Below are 15,991 nucleotides of genomic sequence, written 5' to 3' on the forward strand. Positions count from 1 at the left end.
GTGATTTCCTTATTCTGATTCATCTTTATCTTCATCCTGCACCGGCTTATTGGCGGTGAGCAGGAAAGGCGATTGCTGCCAGCGGGTACGTTTCCCCTGCAGCAGGGTGCGCGTCAGGACGACGCCGATGGCCAACGATAGCAGCAGCATCAGACGCAGGATATTGGTGGTATTATCGACCTGCTGCGCTTCGGTGGCTAAGGTATGGGTATCCAGCGTCAGGCGCAGGTAGCCGAGCGGGCCGTTTTTACCCTGGATAGGCTCGACGATTTGCTGGTTGAAGTAACCGCCCGCTTTTTTACCGTCCAGCGCCAGCCGATCGCGTACCTCGACGCTTTCGCCGGAACGCGCCACCAGGTCGCCCTGTTCGTCATAAACGCCGGCGTCGAGGATGCGACTTTTGTGGGTAAGCTGTTCCAGCAGCTGGCTAATCCGCTTTTCATCAGGCGTTTCGCTACGCAACAGCGGCGCCAGGTTTAGCGTGACCTGCTGGGCGAGCGTGCGTGCCAGTTCTTCCAGCTGCGGATTGCGCTGCTTCTGACTGTTCTGGCTGAACCAGGAGGCCCCCTGCATCAGGGCGACGAGGAGTGCGAGACAGATCAGAACAATTACCGCGCGATGCAGTCGGAATTTAAGTTTTGCGCGTACCATATTCCACCTTTGAAAATTTGCAGCTTAATGTTGCCAGAAGCGCTGGTTACAAGGTAGCCTCATGCGTTATTTTCCTCGCCTGAATGAAGTTATGTGGAGCCGTGATGCCAAACAGTTTGACCTGGTGCGACCTGCCTGAAGATGTTTCCCTGTGGCCTGGATTGCCGCTTTCCCTGAGCGGTGATGAGGTCATGCCGTTGGACTATCATGCCGGACGCAGCGGTTGGCTGCTGTATGGTCGCGGCATTAACAAGCATCGTCTGACCGAGTGGCAGCGCGAGCTGGGCGCGGCGCTGGTTATCGTCGCCTCCTGGGCGGTTGACGACTACCAGGTGATGCGGCTGGCGGGCTCCCTTACGCTTCGTGCCACCCGTCTGGCCCATGAGGCCGGGTTTGACGTGGCGCCGCTGGGCAAAATCCCGCATTTACGTACGCCGGGCTTACTGGTCATGGATATGGACTCGACGGCGATTCAAATTGAGTGTATCGATGAAATCGCCAAACTGGCCGGGACCGGCGAGCTGGTCTCGGAAGTGACCGAGCGCGCGATGCGCGGCGAACTTGATTTCACCGCCAGCCTGCGCCAGCGCGTGGCGACCCTGAAAGATGCCGATGCCAGCATTCTGCTGCAGGTGCGCGAAACGCTACCGCTGATGCCGGGGTTGACCCAGTTGGTGCTGAAGTTGGAAACGCTTGGCTGGAAGGTGGCGATCGCCTCCGGCGGCTTCACCTTCTTTGCCGAATATCTGCGCGACAAGCTGCATCTCGACGCGGTGTTCGCCAACGAACTGGAGATCAGGGACGGTAAGCTGACCGGCAACGTCATCGGCGATATTGTCGATGCGAAATATAAAGCCAATACGCTGCGTAAACTGGCGGAAAAGTATGAGATCCCGCCGGCGCAAACCGTCGCCATTGGCGATGGCGCAAACGATCTGCCGATGATTAAAGCGGCAGGGCTCGGCATTGCCTATCATGCTAAGCCAAAAGTTAATGAACTGGCGGAAGTGACAATCCGCCACGCTGACCTGATGGGGGTATTCTGTATTCTCTCCGGCAGCATGAATCAAAAGTAAGAGGTTAACGTGGCGAAAGCTCCAAAACGCGCATTTGTCTGTAATGAATGCGGTGCGGATTATCCGCGCTGGCAGGGGCAGTGCAGCGCCTGTCATGCCTGGAATACCATAACCGAGATGCGCATTGCCGCTTCGCCGCAGGTGGCAAGAAACGAACGCTTGTCAGGGTATGCCGGTAATGCCGGCGTGTCGAAAGTGAAGAAGCTCTCCGATATCAGCCTGGAAGCACTGCCGCGTTTTTCTACCGGATTTAAAGAGTTTGACCGCGTGCTCGGCGGCGGCGTGGTGCCGGGGAGCGCGATTCTGATCGGCGGCAATCCCGGCGCGGGTAAGTCGACGCTGCTGCTGCAAACCCTGTGTAAGCTCGCCGAAGGCATGAAAACGCTCTACGTCACCGGGGAAGAGTCGCTTCAGCAGGTGGCGATGCGCGCTCACCGTTTAGGCCTGCCGACGGCCAATCTGAATATGCTGTCAGAAACCAGCATTGAGCAGATTTGCCAGATTGCCGATGAAGAAAAGCCGCAGCTGATGGTTATCGACTCCATCCAGGTAATGCATATGGCCGACGTGCAGTCGTCGCCGGGCAGTGTGGCCCAGGTGCGCGAAACGGCGGCCTATTTAACGCGCTTTGCCAAGACGCGCGGCGTGGCTATCGTCATGGTCGGCCACGTTACCAAAGACGGCTCGCTGGCCGGGCCGAAAGTGCTGGAGCATTGTATCGACTGCTCCGTGCTGCTCGACGGCGACGCCGACTCTCGTTTCCGCACCCTGCGCAGCCATAAAAACCGCTTCGGCGCGGTCAACGAGCTGGGCGTATTCGCCATGACCGAGCAGGGTCTACGTGAAGTGAGCAACCCCTCGGCCATCTTTTTGAGCCGCGGGGACGAAGTGACTTCCGGTAGTTCGGTGATGGTGGTCTGGGAAGGCACGCGACCGCTGCTGGTGGAGATCCAGGCGCTGGTCGATCACTCGATGATGTCCAACCCGCGCCGCGTGGCGGTGGGGCTGGAGCAGAACCGTCTGGCGATCCTGCTGGCGGTTCTGCATCGTCACGGCGGTCTGCAGATGGCCGACCAGGACGTCTTCGTCAACGTGGTTGGTGGGGTGAAGGTCACCGAAACCAGCGCCGATCTGGCGCTGCTGCTGGCGATGGTTTCCAGCCTGCGCGACCGTCCGCTGCCCCAGGACCTGGTGGTTTTTGGCGAAGTGGGTCTCGCAGGCGAAATTCGCCCGGTGCCGAGCGGCCAGGAGCGTATCTCTGAAGCGGCTAAGCATGGCTTTCGTCGGGCGATTGTTCCGGCAGCGAATGTGCCGAAAAAAGCGCCGGAAGGGATGCAAATCTTTGGCGTGAAAAAGCTTGCGGACGCACTTAGCGTCTTTGACGACTTATAATAAGTGAAAAGGAGACTCGCTATGTCGTCATTTGACTATTTAAAAAGCGCCATTAAGCAGAAGGGTTGTACGCTACAGCAGGTAGCTGACGCCAGCGGGATGACAAAAGGCTATCTGAGCCAGCTGCTGAACGCGAAAATTAAAAGCCCCAGCGCGCAGAAGCTGGAAGCGCTACACCGGTTTCTCGGGCTGGAGTTTCCGCGTCGACAAAAAAGCGTTGGCGTGGTATTTGGTAAGTTTTACCCGCTGCATACCGGGCACATCTACTTGATTCAGCGCGCCTGTAGCCAGGTCGATGAGCTGCATATCATTATGGGCTACGACGATCCCCGTGACCGTGAGCTGTTTGAAAAAAGCGCGATGTCGCAGCAGCCGACCGTACCTGACCGCCTGCGCTGGCTGCTGCAAACCTTCAAATACCAGAAGAACATCCGCATCCACGCCTTCAATGAAGAGGGAATGGAACCCTATCCGCACGGCTGGGACGTCTGGAGCCGCGGGATCCGCGCCTTTATGAGCGAGAAGGGCATCGAGCCTAACTGGATCTACACCTCGGAAGAGGGCGATGCGCCGCAGTATCTGGAGCATCTGGGTATTGAAACCGTTCTGATCGATCCTAAACGCACCTTTATGAACATCAGCGGCGGACAGATTCGTGAAAACCCGTTCCGCTACTGGGAATATATTCCTACCGAAGTGAAGCCGTTTTTCGTGCGCACGGTGGCGATTCTCGGCGGTGAGTCGAGCGGTAAGTCGACGCTGGTGAATAAGCTATCCAATATCTTTAATACTACCAGCGCCTGGGAATATGGCCGCGACTACGTCTTTTCGCACCTCGGCGGCGATGAGATGGCGCTGCAATACTCCGACTATGACAAAATTGCCCTCGGTCACGCGCAATATATTGATTTCGCGGTGAAATATGCCAACAAGGTGGCGTTCATCGACACGGACTTTGTCAGCACCCAGGCGTTCTGTCTCAAGTACGAGGGGCGGGAACATCCCTTTGTTCAGGCGCTGATCGACGAATATCGTTTTGACCTGGTCATCCTGCTGGAAAACAACACGCCGTGGGTGGCCGACGGTTTACGTAGTCTTGGCAGCTCGGTAGACCGCAAGGAGTTTCAGACGATGCTGGTGTCGTTGCTCAAAGAGAATGAGATAGATTTTGTGCATGTGAAAGAGGCCGATTACGATGCCCGCTTCCTGCGCTGCGTTGAGCTGGTAAAAGAGATGATGGGCGAGCAGGGATAGCTAAGCTCCTCTGCGTCACCCACAGGGTGAGGAGCAACCACCAAAAAGGGCAACCTGCGTTGCCCTTTTGCTTTTATTTCGCGATACGTTTGTACTTGATACGCTTCGGCTCCAGCGCATCGGCGCCGAGGGTGCGTTTCTTATACTCTTCGTATTCGGTAAAGTTACCTTCGAAGAACTCCACCTTACCTTCATCCTGGTAGTCCAGAATATGGGTCGCGATACGGTCGAGGAACCAACGGTCGTGCGAGATGACCATCGCGCAGCCCGGGAACTCCAGCAGGGCGTTTTCCAGCGCGCGCAGGGTTTCGATATCCAGGTCGTTGGTCGGTTCATCGAGCAGCAGGACGTTACCGCCCACCTGCAGCAGCTTCGCCAGATGCAGACGGCCGCGCTCACCGCCGGACAGCTCGCCAACGCGCTTGCCCTGGTCAACGCCTTTGAAGTTAAAGCGGCCCACGTAGGCGCGGCTTGGCATCTCGGTGTTGCCAATTTTCATGATATCCAGCCCGCCGGAAACTTCTTCCCATACGGTTTTGCTGTTGTCCATGGCGTCGCGGAACTGATCGACGGAGGCCAGCTTGACGGTTTCACCCAGGGTGATTGAACCGGCATCAGGCTGTTCCTGACCGGACATCATGCGGAACAGGGTCGATTTACCCGCGCCGTTAGGACCGATGATGCCGACGATAGCGCCTTTCGGTACCGAGAAGCTCAGGTCGTCAATCAGCAGGCGGTCGCCATAGGACTTACGCAGGTTGCTAACTTCAACCACTTTATCTCCCAGACGTGCGCCTGGTGGAATAAACAGTTCGTTGGTCTCGTTACGCTTCTGGTACTCGACGTTGTTAAGCTCTTCAAAGCGCGCCAGACGGGCTTTGCCCTTAGACTGACGGCCTTTCGCGCCCTGACGGACCCACTCCAGCTCTTTCTCGATTGACTTACGGCGCGCCGCTTCCTGAGATGCTTCCTGCGCCAGACGCTGATCTTTCTGCTCCAGCCAGGAGGAGTAGTTACCTTCCCACGGAATACCTTCGCCGCGGTCCAGCTCAAGGATCCAGCCGGCGACGTTATCGAGGAAGTAACGGTCGTGGGTGATCGCCACCACGGTGCCTTCGAAGTCGTGCAGGAAGCGTTCCAGCCAGGCCACGGACTCTGCGTCCAGGTGGTTGGTTGGTTCGTCGAGCAGCAGCATGTCTGGCTTTTCCAGCAGCAGGCGGCACAGCGCGACGCGGCGGCGCTCACCACCGGACAGATTGGCGATTTTCGCGTCCCAGTCCGGCAGACGCAGGGCATCCGCCGCGCGCTCAAGCTGGACGTTCAGGTTATGGCCATCGTGCGCCTGGATAATCTCTTCGAACTTGCCCTGCTGAGCGGCGAGCTTATCAAAGTCGGCATCCGGCTCCGCGTATTTGGCGTACACCTCGTCCAGGCCTTTCAGCGCATTGACCACTTCGGCCACCGCTTCTTCAACCGACTCACGTACGGTCTGCTCCGGATTGAGCTGCGGCTCCTGTGGCAGATAGCCGATTTTCAGACCTGGCTGCGGACGCGCTTCGCCTTCGATATCGGTATCGATGCCGGCCATAATACGCAGCAGGGTCGACTTACCGGCGCCGTTCAGGCCGAGAACGCCGATTTTTGCGCCCGGGAAAAAGCTCAGGGAGATATTTTTCAGAATATGACGTTTCGGCGGAACCACTTTGCCGACACGATGCATGGTATAAACGAATTGAGCCACGTTGGACTTCGCCTCTTTTATATACTCTTCATCCCTCAGGCTAGCTTGATGCAGCCAGAATGATTTTGAGTAGGGTAGTGAATAGTTTTCAAAGGCGAAGTGTAGCCTTTTTCGCGCTTTAATCCCAGCGAGGCGATGGGATTCACAAAAGCGTAAAAAAATGTCCGGGACGTGGCGCGATTCGCGTTGTCTGATTAGCATATCTACGTAATACCTGAAATTTTTGCCCGCGGCATGATGCTGTTGTGGTGTATCTGAATAGAGGAAGAGCTTGTGGAAAAAGCCAAAACTGTGACGTGGCGTCTTCTGGCCGCCGGCGTAAGTCTGCTGACGTTAAGCCAACTGGCGCATGCGGATTCACTGGATGAACAGCGCAGCCGCTATGCTCAAGTTAAACAGGCGTGGGACAGTCGACAAATGGATGTCGTCAATCAGCTGATGCCCACGCTAACGACCTATCCGCTCTATCCTTATCTCCAGTACCGGCAGATTACCGATGATCTGATGAACCAACCTGCGCTGGTGGTGACCAATTTTATCGCCGCCAACCCTACGCTGCCTCCTGCGCGTTCGCTGAAATCACGGTTCGTCAACGAACTGGCGCGCCGCAGCGACTGGCGCGGCCTGCTGGCCTTCAGCCCGGATAAGCCGACCGGCACCGAGGCGCAGTGCAATTACTACTATGCGAAGTGGAACGTCGGCCAGGCTCAGGAGGCCTGGGACGGGGCGAAAGCGCTGTGGCTGAGCGGCAAAAGCCAGCCAAACGCCTGTGACCAGCTATTTGGCGCCTGGCGCGCCTCCGGCCAGCAGGATCCGCTGGCCTACCTTGAACGCATTCGCCTGGCGATGAAAGCGGGTAATACCAGTCTGGTACGGGTCCTGGCCCAGCAGATGCCTGCCGATTATCAAACCATTTCGACGGCGGTCATCGCGTTGGCTAACGATCCCAATAGCGTGATGACCTTCGCCCGCACAACCGGTGCGACGGATTTCACCCGCCAGATGGCGGCAGTCGCGTTTGCCAGCGTTGCCCGGCAGGATGTGGAAAACGCGCGCCTGATGATCCCCTCATTAGCGCAGGCGCAGCAGCTCAATGAAGATCAGATTCAGGAGCTGCGGGATATTGTCGCCTGGCGCCTGATGGGCAGCGACGTGACCGAAGAGCAGGCCATCTGGCGCGACGACGCCATTATGCGTTCGCAATCCACCTCGCTGGTGGAGCGCAGGGTACGTATGGCGCTGGGGCTTGGGGATCGGCGTGGCCTGAACACCTGGCTGGCGCGTTTGCCGATGGAGGCGAAAGAGAAGGACGAATGGCGCTATTGGCAGGCCGATCTGCTGCTGGAGCGCGGACGCGATGACGAAGCGAAAGATATTCTCCGTTCGTTGATGCAGCAGCGCGGCTTCTATCCGATGGTCGCTGCCCAGCGCCTGGGCGAGGAGTACACTTTCCGCATCGACAAAGCCCCGGCGAACCTCGATCCGGCGTTGACCTCGGGGCCGGAAATGGCGCGGGTCCGCGAGCTGATGTACTGGAATATGGATAATACCGCCCGCAGCGAGTGGGCAAATCTGGTCACCAGCAAAACCAAAGATCAGCAGGCGCAGCTGGCTCGTTACGCGTTTAATCAGGACTGGTGGGATCTGAGCGTCCAGGCTACCATCGCCGGAAAACTATGGGATCAGCTGGAAGAGCGTTTCCCGTTGGCCTATAACGACCTTTTTACCCGCTATATCAGCGGTAAAGATATTCCGCAAAGCTACGCGATGGCCATCGCGCGTCAGGAGAGCGCCTGGAATCCGAAAGCCGGTTCACCGGTTGGCGCCCGCGGTCTGATGCAGATTATGCCGGGTACGGCAACGCATACGGTGAGCATGTTCAATATTCCCGGCTATAACGGTCCATCGCAGCTACTGGATCCGGAAATGAACATCAACATTGGTACCAGCTATCTGCAATATGTTTATCAGCAGTTTGGCAATAACCGAATCTTCGCCTCTGCGGCCTATAACGCTGGTCCTGGGCGAGTGCGCACCTGGCGGGGCAACAGCGGCGGACGCATTGACGCGGTGGCGTTTATCGAGAGCATTCCGTTCTCTGAAACGCGCGGCTATGTGAAAAACGTTCTGTCCTATGATGCCTACTATCGCTATTTTATGGGCCAGAAAGACACGCTGCTGAGCGATGCGGAATGGAAGCTGCGCTATTAATACAGCCTCCTTCGGGCAACATCGTATTTCGCGATGTTGCCCGAAACCCGTAGAGTCCGGACAGAAGTATGTTATGCTTTGTACTCGTTAGTGAGTACATTCGACAGGTGGCGTAACATGACCCAACAATCCCCCTATTCAGCGGCCGTGGCCGAACAGCGTCATCAGGAGTGGCTGCGTTTTGTCGCCCTCCTGCAGCAAGCGTACGCCGACGACCTCCATCTGCCGCTTTTACAGCTCATGCTGACGCCCGACGAGCGCGAGGCGCTCGGCACGCGGGTGCGCATCATTGAAGAGTTGCTGCGCGGCGAGATGAGCCAGCGCGAGCTGAAAAATGAACTCGGCGCCGGGATCGCCACCATTACCCGCGGTTCGAACAGCCTCAAATCGGCCCCGGCGGAGCTGCGTCTGTGGCTGGAACAGGCGTTGATTAACGCTAGCGGTAAATAGCGTTATGGAACGGGCTTAGCGCCAGCACGACGGCCTGATGATAAACGCTGCTGCGCGTCAGTTTTCCGGCCGTGAATACGCCGATAGCGCCCTCTTTGCGGCCAATTTCATCGATGCCGGTATGCTGAGACATCACCGGCCCCAGGGCTTCTCCTGCCTGGACTTTTTCAAGAATGACCCGCGGTAGCGGCAGGGTCGCCGAGCGCGCTTCGCCGCGCAGGTTGCCGTCGTCGATCGTCACCCAGCTAAAGGTGCTGCCTTCGTCGATTCCGGCTTCAATGGCGACCCAGAAGTCCGCGTTTGGCCGTGCGCGACGCGCGTTAGCCACGCGATTTCGTGCGCCAGCGCGCGTTTCGTCGCTGCCAAAGGGCTGTTCCGGCACGCCGCTCTCGACGGAGACGGACTCAATGTGGCAGGATCCTTCGCCGAAGATCTCGTTAAAAGCCTGCAGAATTGCCTGAATTTTGGCGGGATTAGTGGTAGCTGAGACAACATGGTGCATAATCAAAACAACTCAGAATTACTAAACATCATCGCAGTATACTCCAAATCATTCTTGCTGCAGGCGGCTATGCTTGTAGCTCGAGGGTTAAGAGCTCAGAACGGATAATAAAGCATGTTACAGGTATACCTTGTTCGCCACGGTGAAACGCAGTGGAACGCCGAGCGACGTATTCAGGGCCAGTCCGACAGCCCGCTTACCGCCCACGGTGAGCGTCAGGCCTGGCAGGTGGGCGAGCGCGCCAGAACGTTGGGGATTACGCATATTATCGCCAGCGATTTAGGCCGGACGCGCCGTACCGCGGAAATCATCGCTGAAGCCTGCGGATGCAGCGTCGTGACCGATTCGCGCTTGCGTGAGCTGGATATGGGCGTGCTTGAAAAGCGCCATATCGACTCGCTGAGCGAAGAAGAGGAGGGTTGGCGTCGACAGCTGGTTAACGGCACGCCCGACGGGCGTATCCCGCAGGGGGAGTCAATGCAGGAGCTGAGCGAGCGTATGCACGCGGCGCTGACGTCTTGTCTGGAATTGCCCGCGGGTAGCCGACCGCTGCTGGTGAGCCATGGGATGGCGCTGGGATGTCTGGTGAGTACGATTCTTGGTCTGCCCGCTTACGCGGAGCGTCGCCTGCGTCTACGCAACTGCTCTATTTCCCGCGTTGACTACCAGCAAAGTCCCTGGCTGGCGTCGGGATGGGTGGTGGAAACCGCGGGGGATGTGTCGCATCTCGATGCCCCCGCGATGGATGAGCTACAGCGTTAACGACGAATCGGGATCAGGTATTCGCAGCGCAGCTGAATAGGCGGTTCCTGATTCCGGCTTTCATCTTCCGGGAAGAAACGTTCGATATCCAGGCCCTTACGACGGGTGAGGTTAAGCATCGGCATGCAGGTGCCGTAAACCGTCAGAATAAACTCCTGCAACCCGGTGCCCAATCCTTCGTAGGTAAACATCACGTATTCGCCGCCTTCCAGTATCACCGGATGGGCGTTATGCAGGTGGCCGTTTGCCAGCTCCGGCGTCAGCGCGGTGGTGTAAAACACCTCCTGCTCATCGTCTTTATCGAGGCTAGGACGCGGCTCATGCAGACCGTATAGCGTCGGGGGAATCGATGGCGTATTGGCGAGGAATTCACGCCAGAACTGGACGCGCATCTGATTACGGAAATCGGAGATCTCCTCGAGCTTACAGGTGTAGCTCTGGGTGACGCCGACCAGCTGAGTGGTATTCAGCGTGACGAATTCATAGTGCGGCATGGTGAACTCGCCCAGACGCAGCGGAGGGCGCATACCGTAGGAGCTCCAGTCTGGAGAGCGTCGGTAGAGGGCTGGCGTCAACGAAAACTGCTTTTTAAAGGCGCGAGTAAAAGTCTGCTGCGAGTCAAAGCGATACTGTAGCGCAATATCAAGAATCGGACGCGCGGTCAGGCGTAGGGCAACCGCCGACTTAGATAAGCGACGGGCGCGAATATAGGCACCGATAGCATGGCCGGTCACGTCCTTGAACATTCTTTGCAGATGCCACTTGGAATAGCCCGCCTTCGCTGCCACATTGTCCAGTGAGAGAGGCTGATCCAGGTGACCTTCCAGCCAGCTAAGGAGATCGCGAATAATCCCTGCTTGATCCATAAAATATCCCCATCCTTAAACTCAGGTGCCTGATACTAAAGGTAGCGGATAATAGCATTTTTTGATGTTTTAGCATTCAGTGTTTTTTTTGCTTTTAAATGCGATTATTCCAGAAGTTCTGGTGGTAATTTTGTAAAGCTGTGATCTATAAAACTTTTCTTCTTAATATGTGATAATCACTCAGCTAAATTTTTAAGAATGGTAACAATATGAAATACAAGAAGTTAGTGGCAGGAATGCTTTTGCTGGCGGGCTGCCAGGTGGCGCAGGCGGAACAAATCGGCTCTGTGGATACCGTATTTAAGTTCCTTGGGCCGGATCATAAAATCGTCGTCGAGGCCTTTGACGACCCGGATGTCCAGAACGTCACGTGCTACATCAGCCGGGCGAAAACCGGAGGAATTAAAGGCGGGTTAGGACTGGCGGAGGATACCTCCGATGCCGCAATTTCCTGTCAGCAGGTGGGGCCGATTGAGCTGACGGATAAAATCAAAAACGGTAAAACTCAGGGCGATGTGGTGTTCCAGAAACGCACCTCGCTGGTATTTAAAAAGCTGCAGGTCGTGCGTTTTTACGATGCCAAACGCAATGCGCTGATCTATTTGACCTATTCGGATAAAATCGTCGATGGCTCGCCGAAAAATGCGCTTAGCGCCGTGCCGATTATGCCATGGAATAAATAACAGGGAACGCCGATGCAACAACCGCGGATCTGGTTGGTGGAAGATGAGATGAGTATCGCGGATACGCTCGTCTACATGCTGCAACAAGAAGGATTTATCGTTACGGCGTTCGAGCGCGGACTCCCTGCGCTGGACGCGGCGCATCATCACCAACCCGACCTCGCGATTCTTGACGTCGGCCTGCCTGATATCAGCGGGTTTGAGCTATGTCGCCGACTGCTGGCCCGCTATCCTGCGCTGCCGGTGCTGTTCCTGACGGCCCGCAGCGAAGAGGTGGATAAGCTGCTCGGCCTGGAAATCGGCGCTGATGATTATATCGCCAAGCCATTTTCTCCCCGTGAAGTTTGTGCCAGGGTTCGCACTGTCCTGCGGCGGCTGCAGAAATTCGCCGCCCCTTCACCGCTTTTGCGCGTGGGGGAGTTCACATTGAATGACGCCGCGGCTCAGGTCACGTGGTGCGGCCAGGGTCTGAATCTGACCCGCTATGAGTTTTTATTATTAAAAACGCTACTTCATTCTCCTGGGCGCATTTTTTCCCGCCAGCTGCTGCTGGAGCAAGTATGGGGCGACGCGAACGAGAGCTTCGACCGTACCGTTGATACCCATATCAAAACGCTGCGCGCTAAGCTGCGAGAAGTGAATCCCGATCTCTCTCCGATCAATACGCACCGCGGTATGGGATACAGCCTTGGAGGCTTCTGATGCGCATCGGTATGCGGCTGCTGATGGGCTACTTTTTGATAGTGGCGATTGCTGCCTGGTTTGTGCTTTCTATCTTCGTTCAGGAGATTAAACCCGGTGTTCGGCGCGCAACGGAAGGAACGCTGATTGATACGGCGGCCCTGCTTGCCGGGCTGGCCCGTGAGGATTTACTTTCCGCCAATCCCCAGCATGGGCGCCTGGCCCAGGCTTTTCAAACGCTGCATCGCCAGCCGATCAATGCCAACATTGCCGGCATTAATAAAGTTCGCAACGAATATCACGTCTATATGACCGATGCGCAGGGCAAGGTGGTATTTGATTCCGCGGGCAATGCGCTGGGGCAAGACTATTCGCGCTGGAACGATGTCTGGCTCACTTTACGCGGACAATACGGGGCGCGCAGCACGCGCAGCGATCCAGACGATGATAGTAGCTCGGTGATGTATATTGCCGCGCCGGTGATGGATAATGGTCGAATCATTGGCGTGCTCAGCGTCGGAAAACCCAATCTGGCCATGGCGCCGGTCATCAAACGCAGCGAGCGGCGTATTCTGTGGGCCGGAGGGGCGCTGCTGGGGATCGCGCTACTGATCGGCGTTGCGATGGTATGGTGGATTAACTTTTCCATCGGCAAGCTGGTTCGCTACGCCGACTCCGTGACCGCTGACCGTCCGCTTCCGTTGCCGGACACGGGCAGCAGCGAACTGCGCAAGCTGGCGCAGGCGCTGGAAAGTATGCGCCTTAAACTTGAAGGTAAGAACGCAATTGAGAACTACGTTTATGCGCTGACCCATGAACTGAAGAGCCCGCTAGCGGCGATTCGCGGCGCGGCAGAAATTCTCCGGGAGGCGCCTCCGCCTGAGGTCGCCGCGCGTTTTACCCGCAATATCCTGGCGCAGAATGCGCGAATGCAGTCGCTGGTGGAAAATTTACTTCAGCAGGCCCGGCTGGAGAATCGGCTGGAGATCGCCCAGCGTCCCGTCTCCGTCGCTGCGCTTTTTCGTCGTCTGGCCGAGGAGCGCGACATCGCGCTGGTGGCGAAAAACCTCACACTACGCTGGCAGGAAACGCCCCTGACGGTAGAGGGTGATGGTGAGCTCCTGGCGCAGGCATTGGGCAATCTACTTGATAATGCTATCGATTTTACTCCTGCTGAAGGGGTGATTGTCCTTGGCGCGGAAGAACGTGATGGCGGCGTGCGATTAACCGTATGCGATACGGGAAGCGGTATTCCCGACTACGCGCTGGGGCGTGTTTTCGAACGTTTCTATTCTCTGCCTCGTGATAATGGCCAAAAAAGCAGCGGCCTGGGGCTGGCGTTTGTTCGTGAAGTTGCGCGCCTGCATCAGGGCGATATCGAGCTGGTTAATCGCCCGGAGGGCGGCGTGTGCGCTTTGCTGAGACTTCACGCTCACTTCACATAGCTTCAAATTCTCCCCACATAGCCCCTTTAAGGTAAGCGTATCACTAAGGAGAGGGCTATGTTGAAATCACCACTATTCTGGAAAATGAGCACCCTGCTGGGGTGTATTTTACTGTTATCGATCCCGCTGATGATCGTCCGGCAGCTGATCGTTGAACGCGCGGATTATCGCAGCGAAGTCATTGAGGCTCTGGAGAGCAGTACCAGCGGATCGCAGAAATTGGTCGGGCCGCTGATCGCCATTCCCGTGACCGAGGTATTGACCCGCATTGAGGATAAAAAAGAGGTGACATATCAACGTCACTGGCTGCATTACTGGTTACCTGAGTCGCTGGCGATAGCCGGAAAACAGAACGTTGAATCCAGAAAAATAGGGATTTATGAAGGCCAAATCTGGCACAACGATCTGGGTATTAAGGCGCAATTTGATGTTTCCCGTCTGGCTGAACTCAGAAAAGATAATATTACGTTAGGTAAACCGGTTATGGTGGTCGGCGTTAGCGATGCACGCGGGATTGGCACCATTATTGCCCCGAAAATTAATGGAGAGGCGCTGCCGGTGGAACCCGGAATCGGTATCAGCGGCAGCGGAGAGGGAATTCATATGCCAATGCCGCTGTTAACTCCCCAACAAAAAACGCTGGATGTTGAATTCACACTCAACCTGAACGGAACCGGAAGCTTCTCAGTCGCGCCGCTCGGACGCAATAGCCAATTACAGCTGACCAGTAACTGGGCGCATCCTGGTTTCCTGGGCGATTTTCTCCCGGTTAGTCGTGAGGTTTCCCCATCAGGTTATAGCGCCCGCTGGCAGAGTAGCTGGTTTGCGAACAATATGGCCCGGTTTTTTATGGACGATCGCGAGATTGAGTGGCGTCAACTGCCCGCTTTCAACGTTAACGTTACGACGCCAGCCGATCGGTACCAGCTGACCGATAGGGCGACAAAGTATGCCATTCTATTAATCTCACTTACGTTTATGGCGTTTTTCGTTTTTGAGAGCCTTTCTCAGTGCCGTTTACACCCGATGCAGTATCTGCTGGTGGGTTTGTCACTGGTGATGTTCTATCTGATATTACTGGCCCTGTCCGAGCATATTGGCTTTACGCCGTCCTGGATCGTTGCCAGCCTGATAGGGGCGCTGATCAATGGGGTTTATCTGCACGCGGTGCTGAAGGGATGGCGTAGCAGCTTTCTTTTTGTCTGCGCATTACTGCTGCTGGATGGCGTTATGTGGATGCTATTGCGTTCAGAAGATAGCGCGCTGTTATTGGGGACGGGAGTACTACTGCTGGCGCTCAGCGCGCTGATGTTCCTGACGCGTCGCGTTGACTGGTACACGCTATCTCTCCCGAAGCCAAAAGAGAGACTGCCCGAAGACGGTGATGATGGCGATAAGCTGAGGATCTGGAAATAAAAAAAAACGGCGCGAATTGCGCCGTTTTTACGTTATGACAGCAAGAAAAACGGTGTTATTCCTGCAGATCTCCACAGAAGCGGTACCCCTCGCCATGGATGGTGGCGATAATTTCCGGGGTATCCGGAGTGGATTCAAAATGCTTACGAATGCGACGGATGGTTACGTCCACGGTGCGGTCGTGCGGCTTCAGCTCACGGCCGGTCATTTTCTTCAGCAGTTCCGCACGCGACTGGATTTTGCCCGGATTTTCGCAGAAGTGCAGCATGGCGCGGAATTCACTGCGCGGCAGCTTGTACTGCTCACCATTAGGGCTAACCAGCGAACGGCTATTGATATCCAGCTCCCAACCGTTGAACTTATAGCTTTCTACGCTACGGCGTTCTTCGCTCACGGTACCAAGGTTCATGGTACGGGAGAGCAGGTTGCGCGCGCGAATCGTCAGTTCACGTGGGTTGAAAGGTTTAGTGATATAATCATCGGCACCGATTTCGAGGCCAAGGATTTTATCCACTTCGTTATCGCGGCCGGTGAGGAACATCAGCGCGACGTCCGCCTGCTCACGCAGCTCGCGTGCTAACAGGAGACCATTTTTGCCTGGCAGGTTGATATCCATGATCACCAGGTTGATATCATTTTCAGACAGGATCTGATGCATTTCCGCGCCATCGGTCGCTTCGAATACATCATAACCTTCTGCTTCGAAAATACTTTTTAACGTGTTGCGTGTTACCAACTCGTCTTCAACGATAAGAATGTGCGGGGTCTGCATGTTTGCTACCTAAATTGCCAACTAAATCGAAACAGGAAGTACCAAAGTCCCTGACCTGCCTGGTGCATGTCGCAAATTAACATGCCCGG

General features: G+C 56.1%; 15 protein-coding genes. 10 read left to right on the forward strand and 5 right to left on the reverse strand.

The genetic code is table 11. The features are described from left to right. Positions 1-9 precede the first annotated feature (9 nt). On the reverse strand, positions 10-651 hold the full coding sequence (locus KCG39_RS22420) for a YtjB family periplasmic protein (RefSeq protein WP_004128710.1): 642 nt from the start codon (positions 649-651) through the stop codon (positions 10-12). A 104-nt stretch (positions 652-755) separates the two neighbouring features. On the opposite strand from KCG39_RS22420, the gene serB reads away from it, so the two are divergent. Genes serB through nadR form a run of 3 tightly spaced genes read left to right on the forward strand, consistent with a single transcriptional unit; the run spans position 756 to position 4,373 of the window. Next, on the forward strand, positions 756-1,727 hold the full coding sequence (gene serB / locus KCG39_RS22425; RefSeq protein WP_004128712.1) for a phosphoserine phosphatase: 972 nt from the start codon (positions 756-758) through the stop codon (positions 1,725-1,727). Between the two features lie 9 nt (positions 1,728-1,736). After that, a complete protein-coding gene (gene radA / locus KCG39_RS22430) occupies positions 1,737-3,119 on the forward strand; it encodes a DNA repair protein RadA (protein ID WP_142467913.1) in 1,383 nt (460 codons plus the stop codon). 21 nt (positions 3,120-3,140) lie between these two features. Beyond that, the gene (nadR, locus tag KCG39_RS22435) at positions 3,141-4,373 is read left to right on the forward strand and encodes a multifunctional transcriptional regulator/nicotinamide-nucleotide adenylyltransferase/ribosylnicotinamide kinase NadR (RefSeq protein ID WP_004128716.1); all 1,233 of its coding nucleotides are present in this window, start codon (positions 3,141-3,143) and stop codon (positions 4,371-4,373) included. A gap of 73 nt (positions 4,374-4,446) precedes the next feature. On the opposite strand, the gene ettA is transcribed toward nadR, so the two are convergent. Beyond that, complete coding sequence (gene ettA / locus KCG39_RS22440) at positions 4,447-6,114, reverse strand: energy-dependent translational throttle protein EttA (protein ID WP_014227837.1); 1,668 nt, start codon at positions 6,112-6,114, stop codon at positions 4,447-4,449. Positions 6,115-6,387: 273 nt separating this feature from the next. Here ettA and sltY point away from each other — a divergent pair, with 273 nt between their 5' ends. After that, complete coding sequence (gene sltY / locus KCG39_RS22445) at positions 6,388-8,325, forward strand: murein transglycosylase (protein WP_004128718.1); 1,938 nt, start codon at positions 6,388-6,390, stop codon at positions 8,323-8,325. Between the two features lie 117 nt (positions 8,326-8,442). Then, on the forward strand, positions 8,443-8,775 hold the full coding sequence (trpR, locus tag KCG39_RS22450; RefSeq protein WP_004128720.1) for a trp operon repressor: 333 nt from the start codon (positions 8,443-8,445) through the stop codon (positions 8,773-8,775). Here trpR and yjjX read toward each other — a convergent pair. After that, positions 8,762-9,277, reverse strand: a complete 516-nt coding sequence (gene yjjX, locus KCG39_RS22455) for an inosine/xanthosine triphosphatase (protein WP_004128722.1) — start codon at positions 9,275-9,277, stop codon at positions 8,762-8,764. The genes trpR and yjjX overlap by 14 nt on opposite strands. A 114-nt stretch (positions 9,278-9,391) precedes the next feature. Here yjjX and gpmB point away from each other — a divergent pair, with 114 nt between their 5' ends. Beyond that, a complete protein-coding gene (gpmB, locus tag KCG39_RS22460; protein ID WP_004128725.1) occupies positions 9,392-10,039 on the forward strand; it encodes a 2,3-diphosphoglycerate-dependent phosphoglycerate mutase GpmB in 648 nt (215 codons plus the stop codon). On the opposite strand, the gene robA is transcribed toward gpmB, so the two are convergent. Next, entirely contained in the window at positions 10,036-10,905 is an 870-nt protein-coding gene (gene robA, locus KCG39_RS22465) for an MDR efflux pump AcrAB transcriptional activator RobA (RefSeq protein WP_004128726.1), read from the reverse strand. The two genes, gpmB and robA, sit on opposite strands and share 4 nt — an antisense overlap. A 209-nt stretch (positions 10,906-11,114) precedes the next feature. Between robA and creA the strand changes: the two genes are divergently transcribed. Genes creA through creD form a run of 4 tightly spaced genes read left to right on the forward strand, consistent with a single transcriptional unit; the run spans position 11,115 to position 15,130 of the window. Then, positions 11,115-11,588 (forward strand): protein CreA, encoded by a 474-nt coding sequence (gene creA / locus KCG39_RS22470; protein ID WP_004128728.1) that lies wholly within the window; start codon positions 11,115-11,117, stop codon positions 11,586-11,588. 12 nt (positions 11,589-11,600) lie between these two features. Continuing rightward, entirely contained in the window at positions 11,601-12,290 is a 690-nt protein-coding gene (gene creB, locus KCG39_RS22475; protein ID WP_004128730.1) for a two-component system response regulator CreB, read from the forward strand. Beyond that, complete coding sequence (creC, locus tag KCG39_RS22480; protein ID WP_142445041.1) at positions 12,290-13,714, forward strand: two-component system sensor histidine kinase CreC; 1,425 nt, start codon at positions 12,290-12,292, stop codon at positions 13,712-13,714. Before creB ends, creC begins: the two co-directional genes overlap by 1 nt. 57 nt (positions 13,715-13,771) lie before the next feature. After that, positions 13,772-15,130 carry a cell envelope integrity protein CreD gene (creD, locus tag KCG39_RS22485; RefSeq protein ID WP_185910098.1) on the forward strand — a complete coding sequence of 453 codons (1,359 nt, stop codon included), beginning with the start codon at positions 13,772-13,774 and terminating at the stop codon, positions 15,128-15,130. A 55-nt stretch (positions 15,131-15,185) separates the two neighbouring features. Here creD and arcA read toward each other — a convergent pair whose 3' ends face one another. Then, positions 15,186-15,902 (reverse strand): two-component system response regulator ArcA, encoded by a 717-nt coding sequence (arcA, locus tag KCG39_RS22490; RefSeq protein ID WP_002887843.1) that lies wholly within the window; start codon positions 15,900-15,902, stop codon positions 15,186-15,188. Between the last annotated feature and the right edge of the window lie 89 nt (positions 15,903-15,991).

Origin of the sequence: Klebsiella pasteurii (genome assembly GCF_018139045.1) — a bacterium.
Taxonomy (GTDB): Bacteria; Pseudomonadota; Gammaproteobacteria; order Enterobacterales; family Enterobacteriaceae; genus Klebsiella; species Klebsiella grimontii.

What these genes read in the sequence shown, in the direction of transcription:
- KCG39_RS22420 (WP_004128710.1), bottom strand. Translation starts at nt 651, where the DNA reads ATGGTACGCGCAAAACTTAAATTCCGACTGCATCGCGCGGTAATTGTT.
- serB (WP_004128712.1), top strand. Translation starts at nt 756, where the DNA reads ATGCCAAACAGTTTGACCTGGTGCGACCTGCCTGAAGATGTTTCCCTG.
- gpmB (WP_004128725.1), top strand. Translation starts at nt 9,392, where the DNA reads ATGTTACAGGTATACCTTGTTCGCCACGGTGAAACGCAGTGGAACGCC.
- creD (WP_185910098.1), top strand. Translation starts at nt 13,772, where the DNA reads ATGTTGAAATCACCACTATTCTGGAAAATGAGCACCCTGCTGGGGTGT.
- yjjX (WP_004128722.1), bottom strand. Translation starts at nt 9,277, where the DNA reads ATGCACCATGTTGTCTCAGCTACCACTAATCCCGCCAAAATTCAGGCA.
- nadR (WP_004128716.1), top strand. Translation starts at nt 3,141, where the DNA reads ATGTCGTCATTTGACTATTTAAAAAGCGCCATTAAGCAGAAGGGTTGT.
- creC (WP_142445041.1), top strand. Translation starts at nt 12,290, where the DNA reads ATGCGCATCGGTATGCGGCTGCTGATGGGCTACTTTTTGATAGTGGCG.
- robA (WP_004128726.1), bottom strand. Translation starts at nt 10,905, where the DNA reads ATGGATCAAGCAGGGATTATTCGCGATCTCCTTAGCTGGCTGGAAGGT.
- creB (WP_004128730.1), top strand. Translation starts at nt 11,601, where the DNA reads ATGCAACAACCGCGGATCTGGTTGGTGGAAGATGAGATGAGTATCGCG.
- trpR (WP_004128720.1), top strand. Translation starts at nt 8,443, where the DNA reads ATGACCCAACAATCCCCCTATTCAGCGGCCGTGGCCGAACAGCGTCAT.
- arcA (WP_002887843.1), bottom strand. Translation starts at nt 15,902, where the DNA reads ATGCAGACCCCGCACATTCTTATCGTTGAAGACGAGTTGGTAACACGC.
- creA (WP_004128728.1), top strand. Translation starts at nt 11,115, where the DNA reads ATGAAATACAAGAAGTTAGTGGCAGGAATGCTTTTGCTGGCGGGCTGC.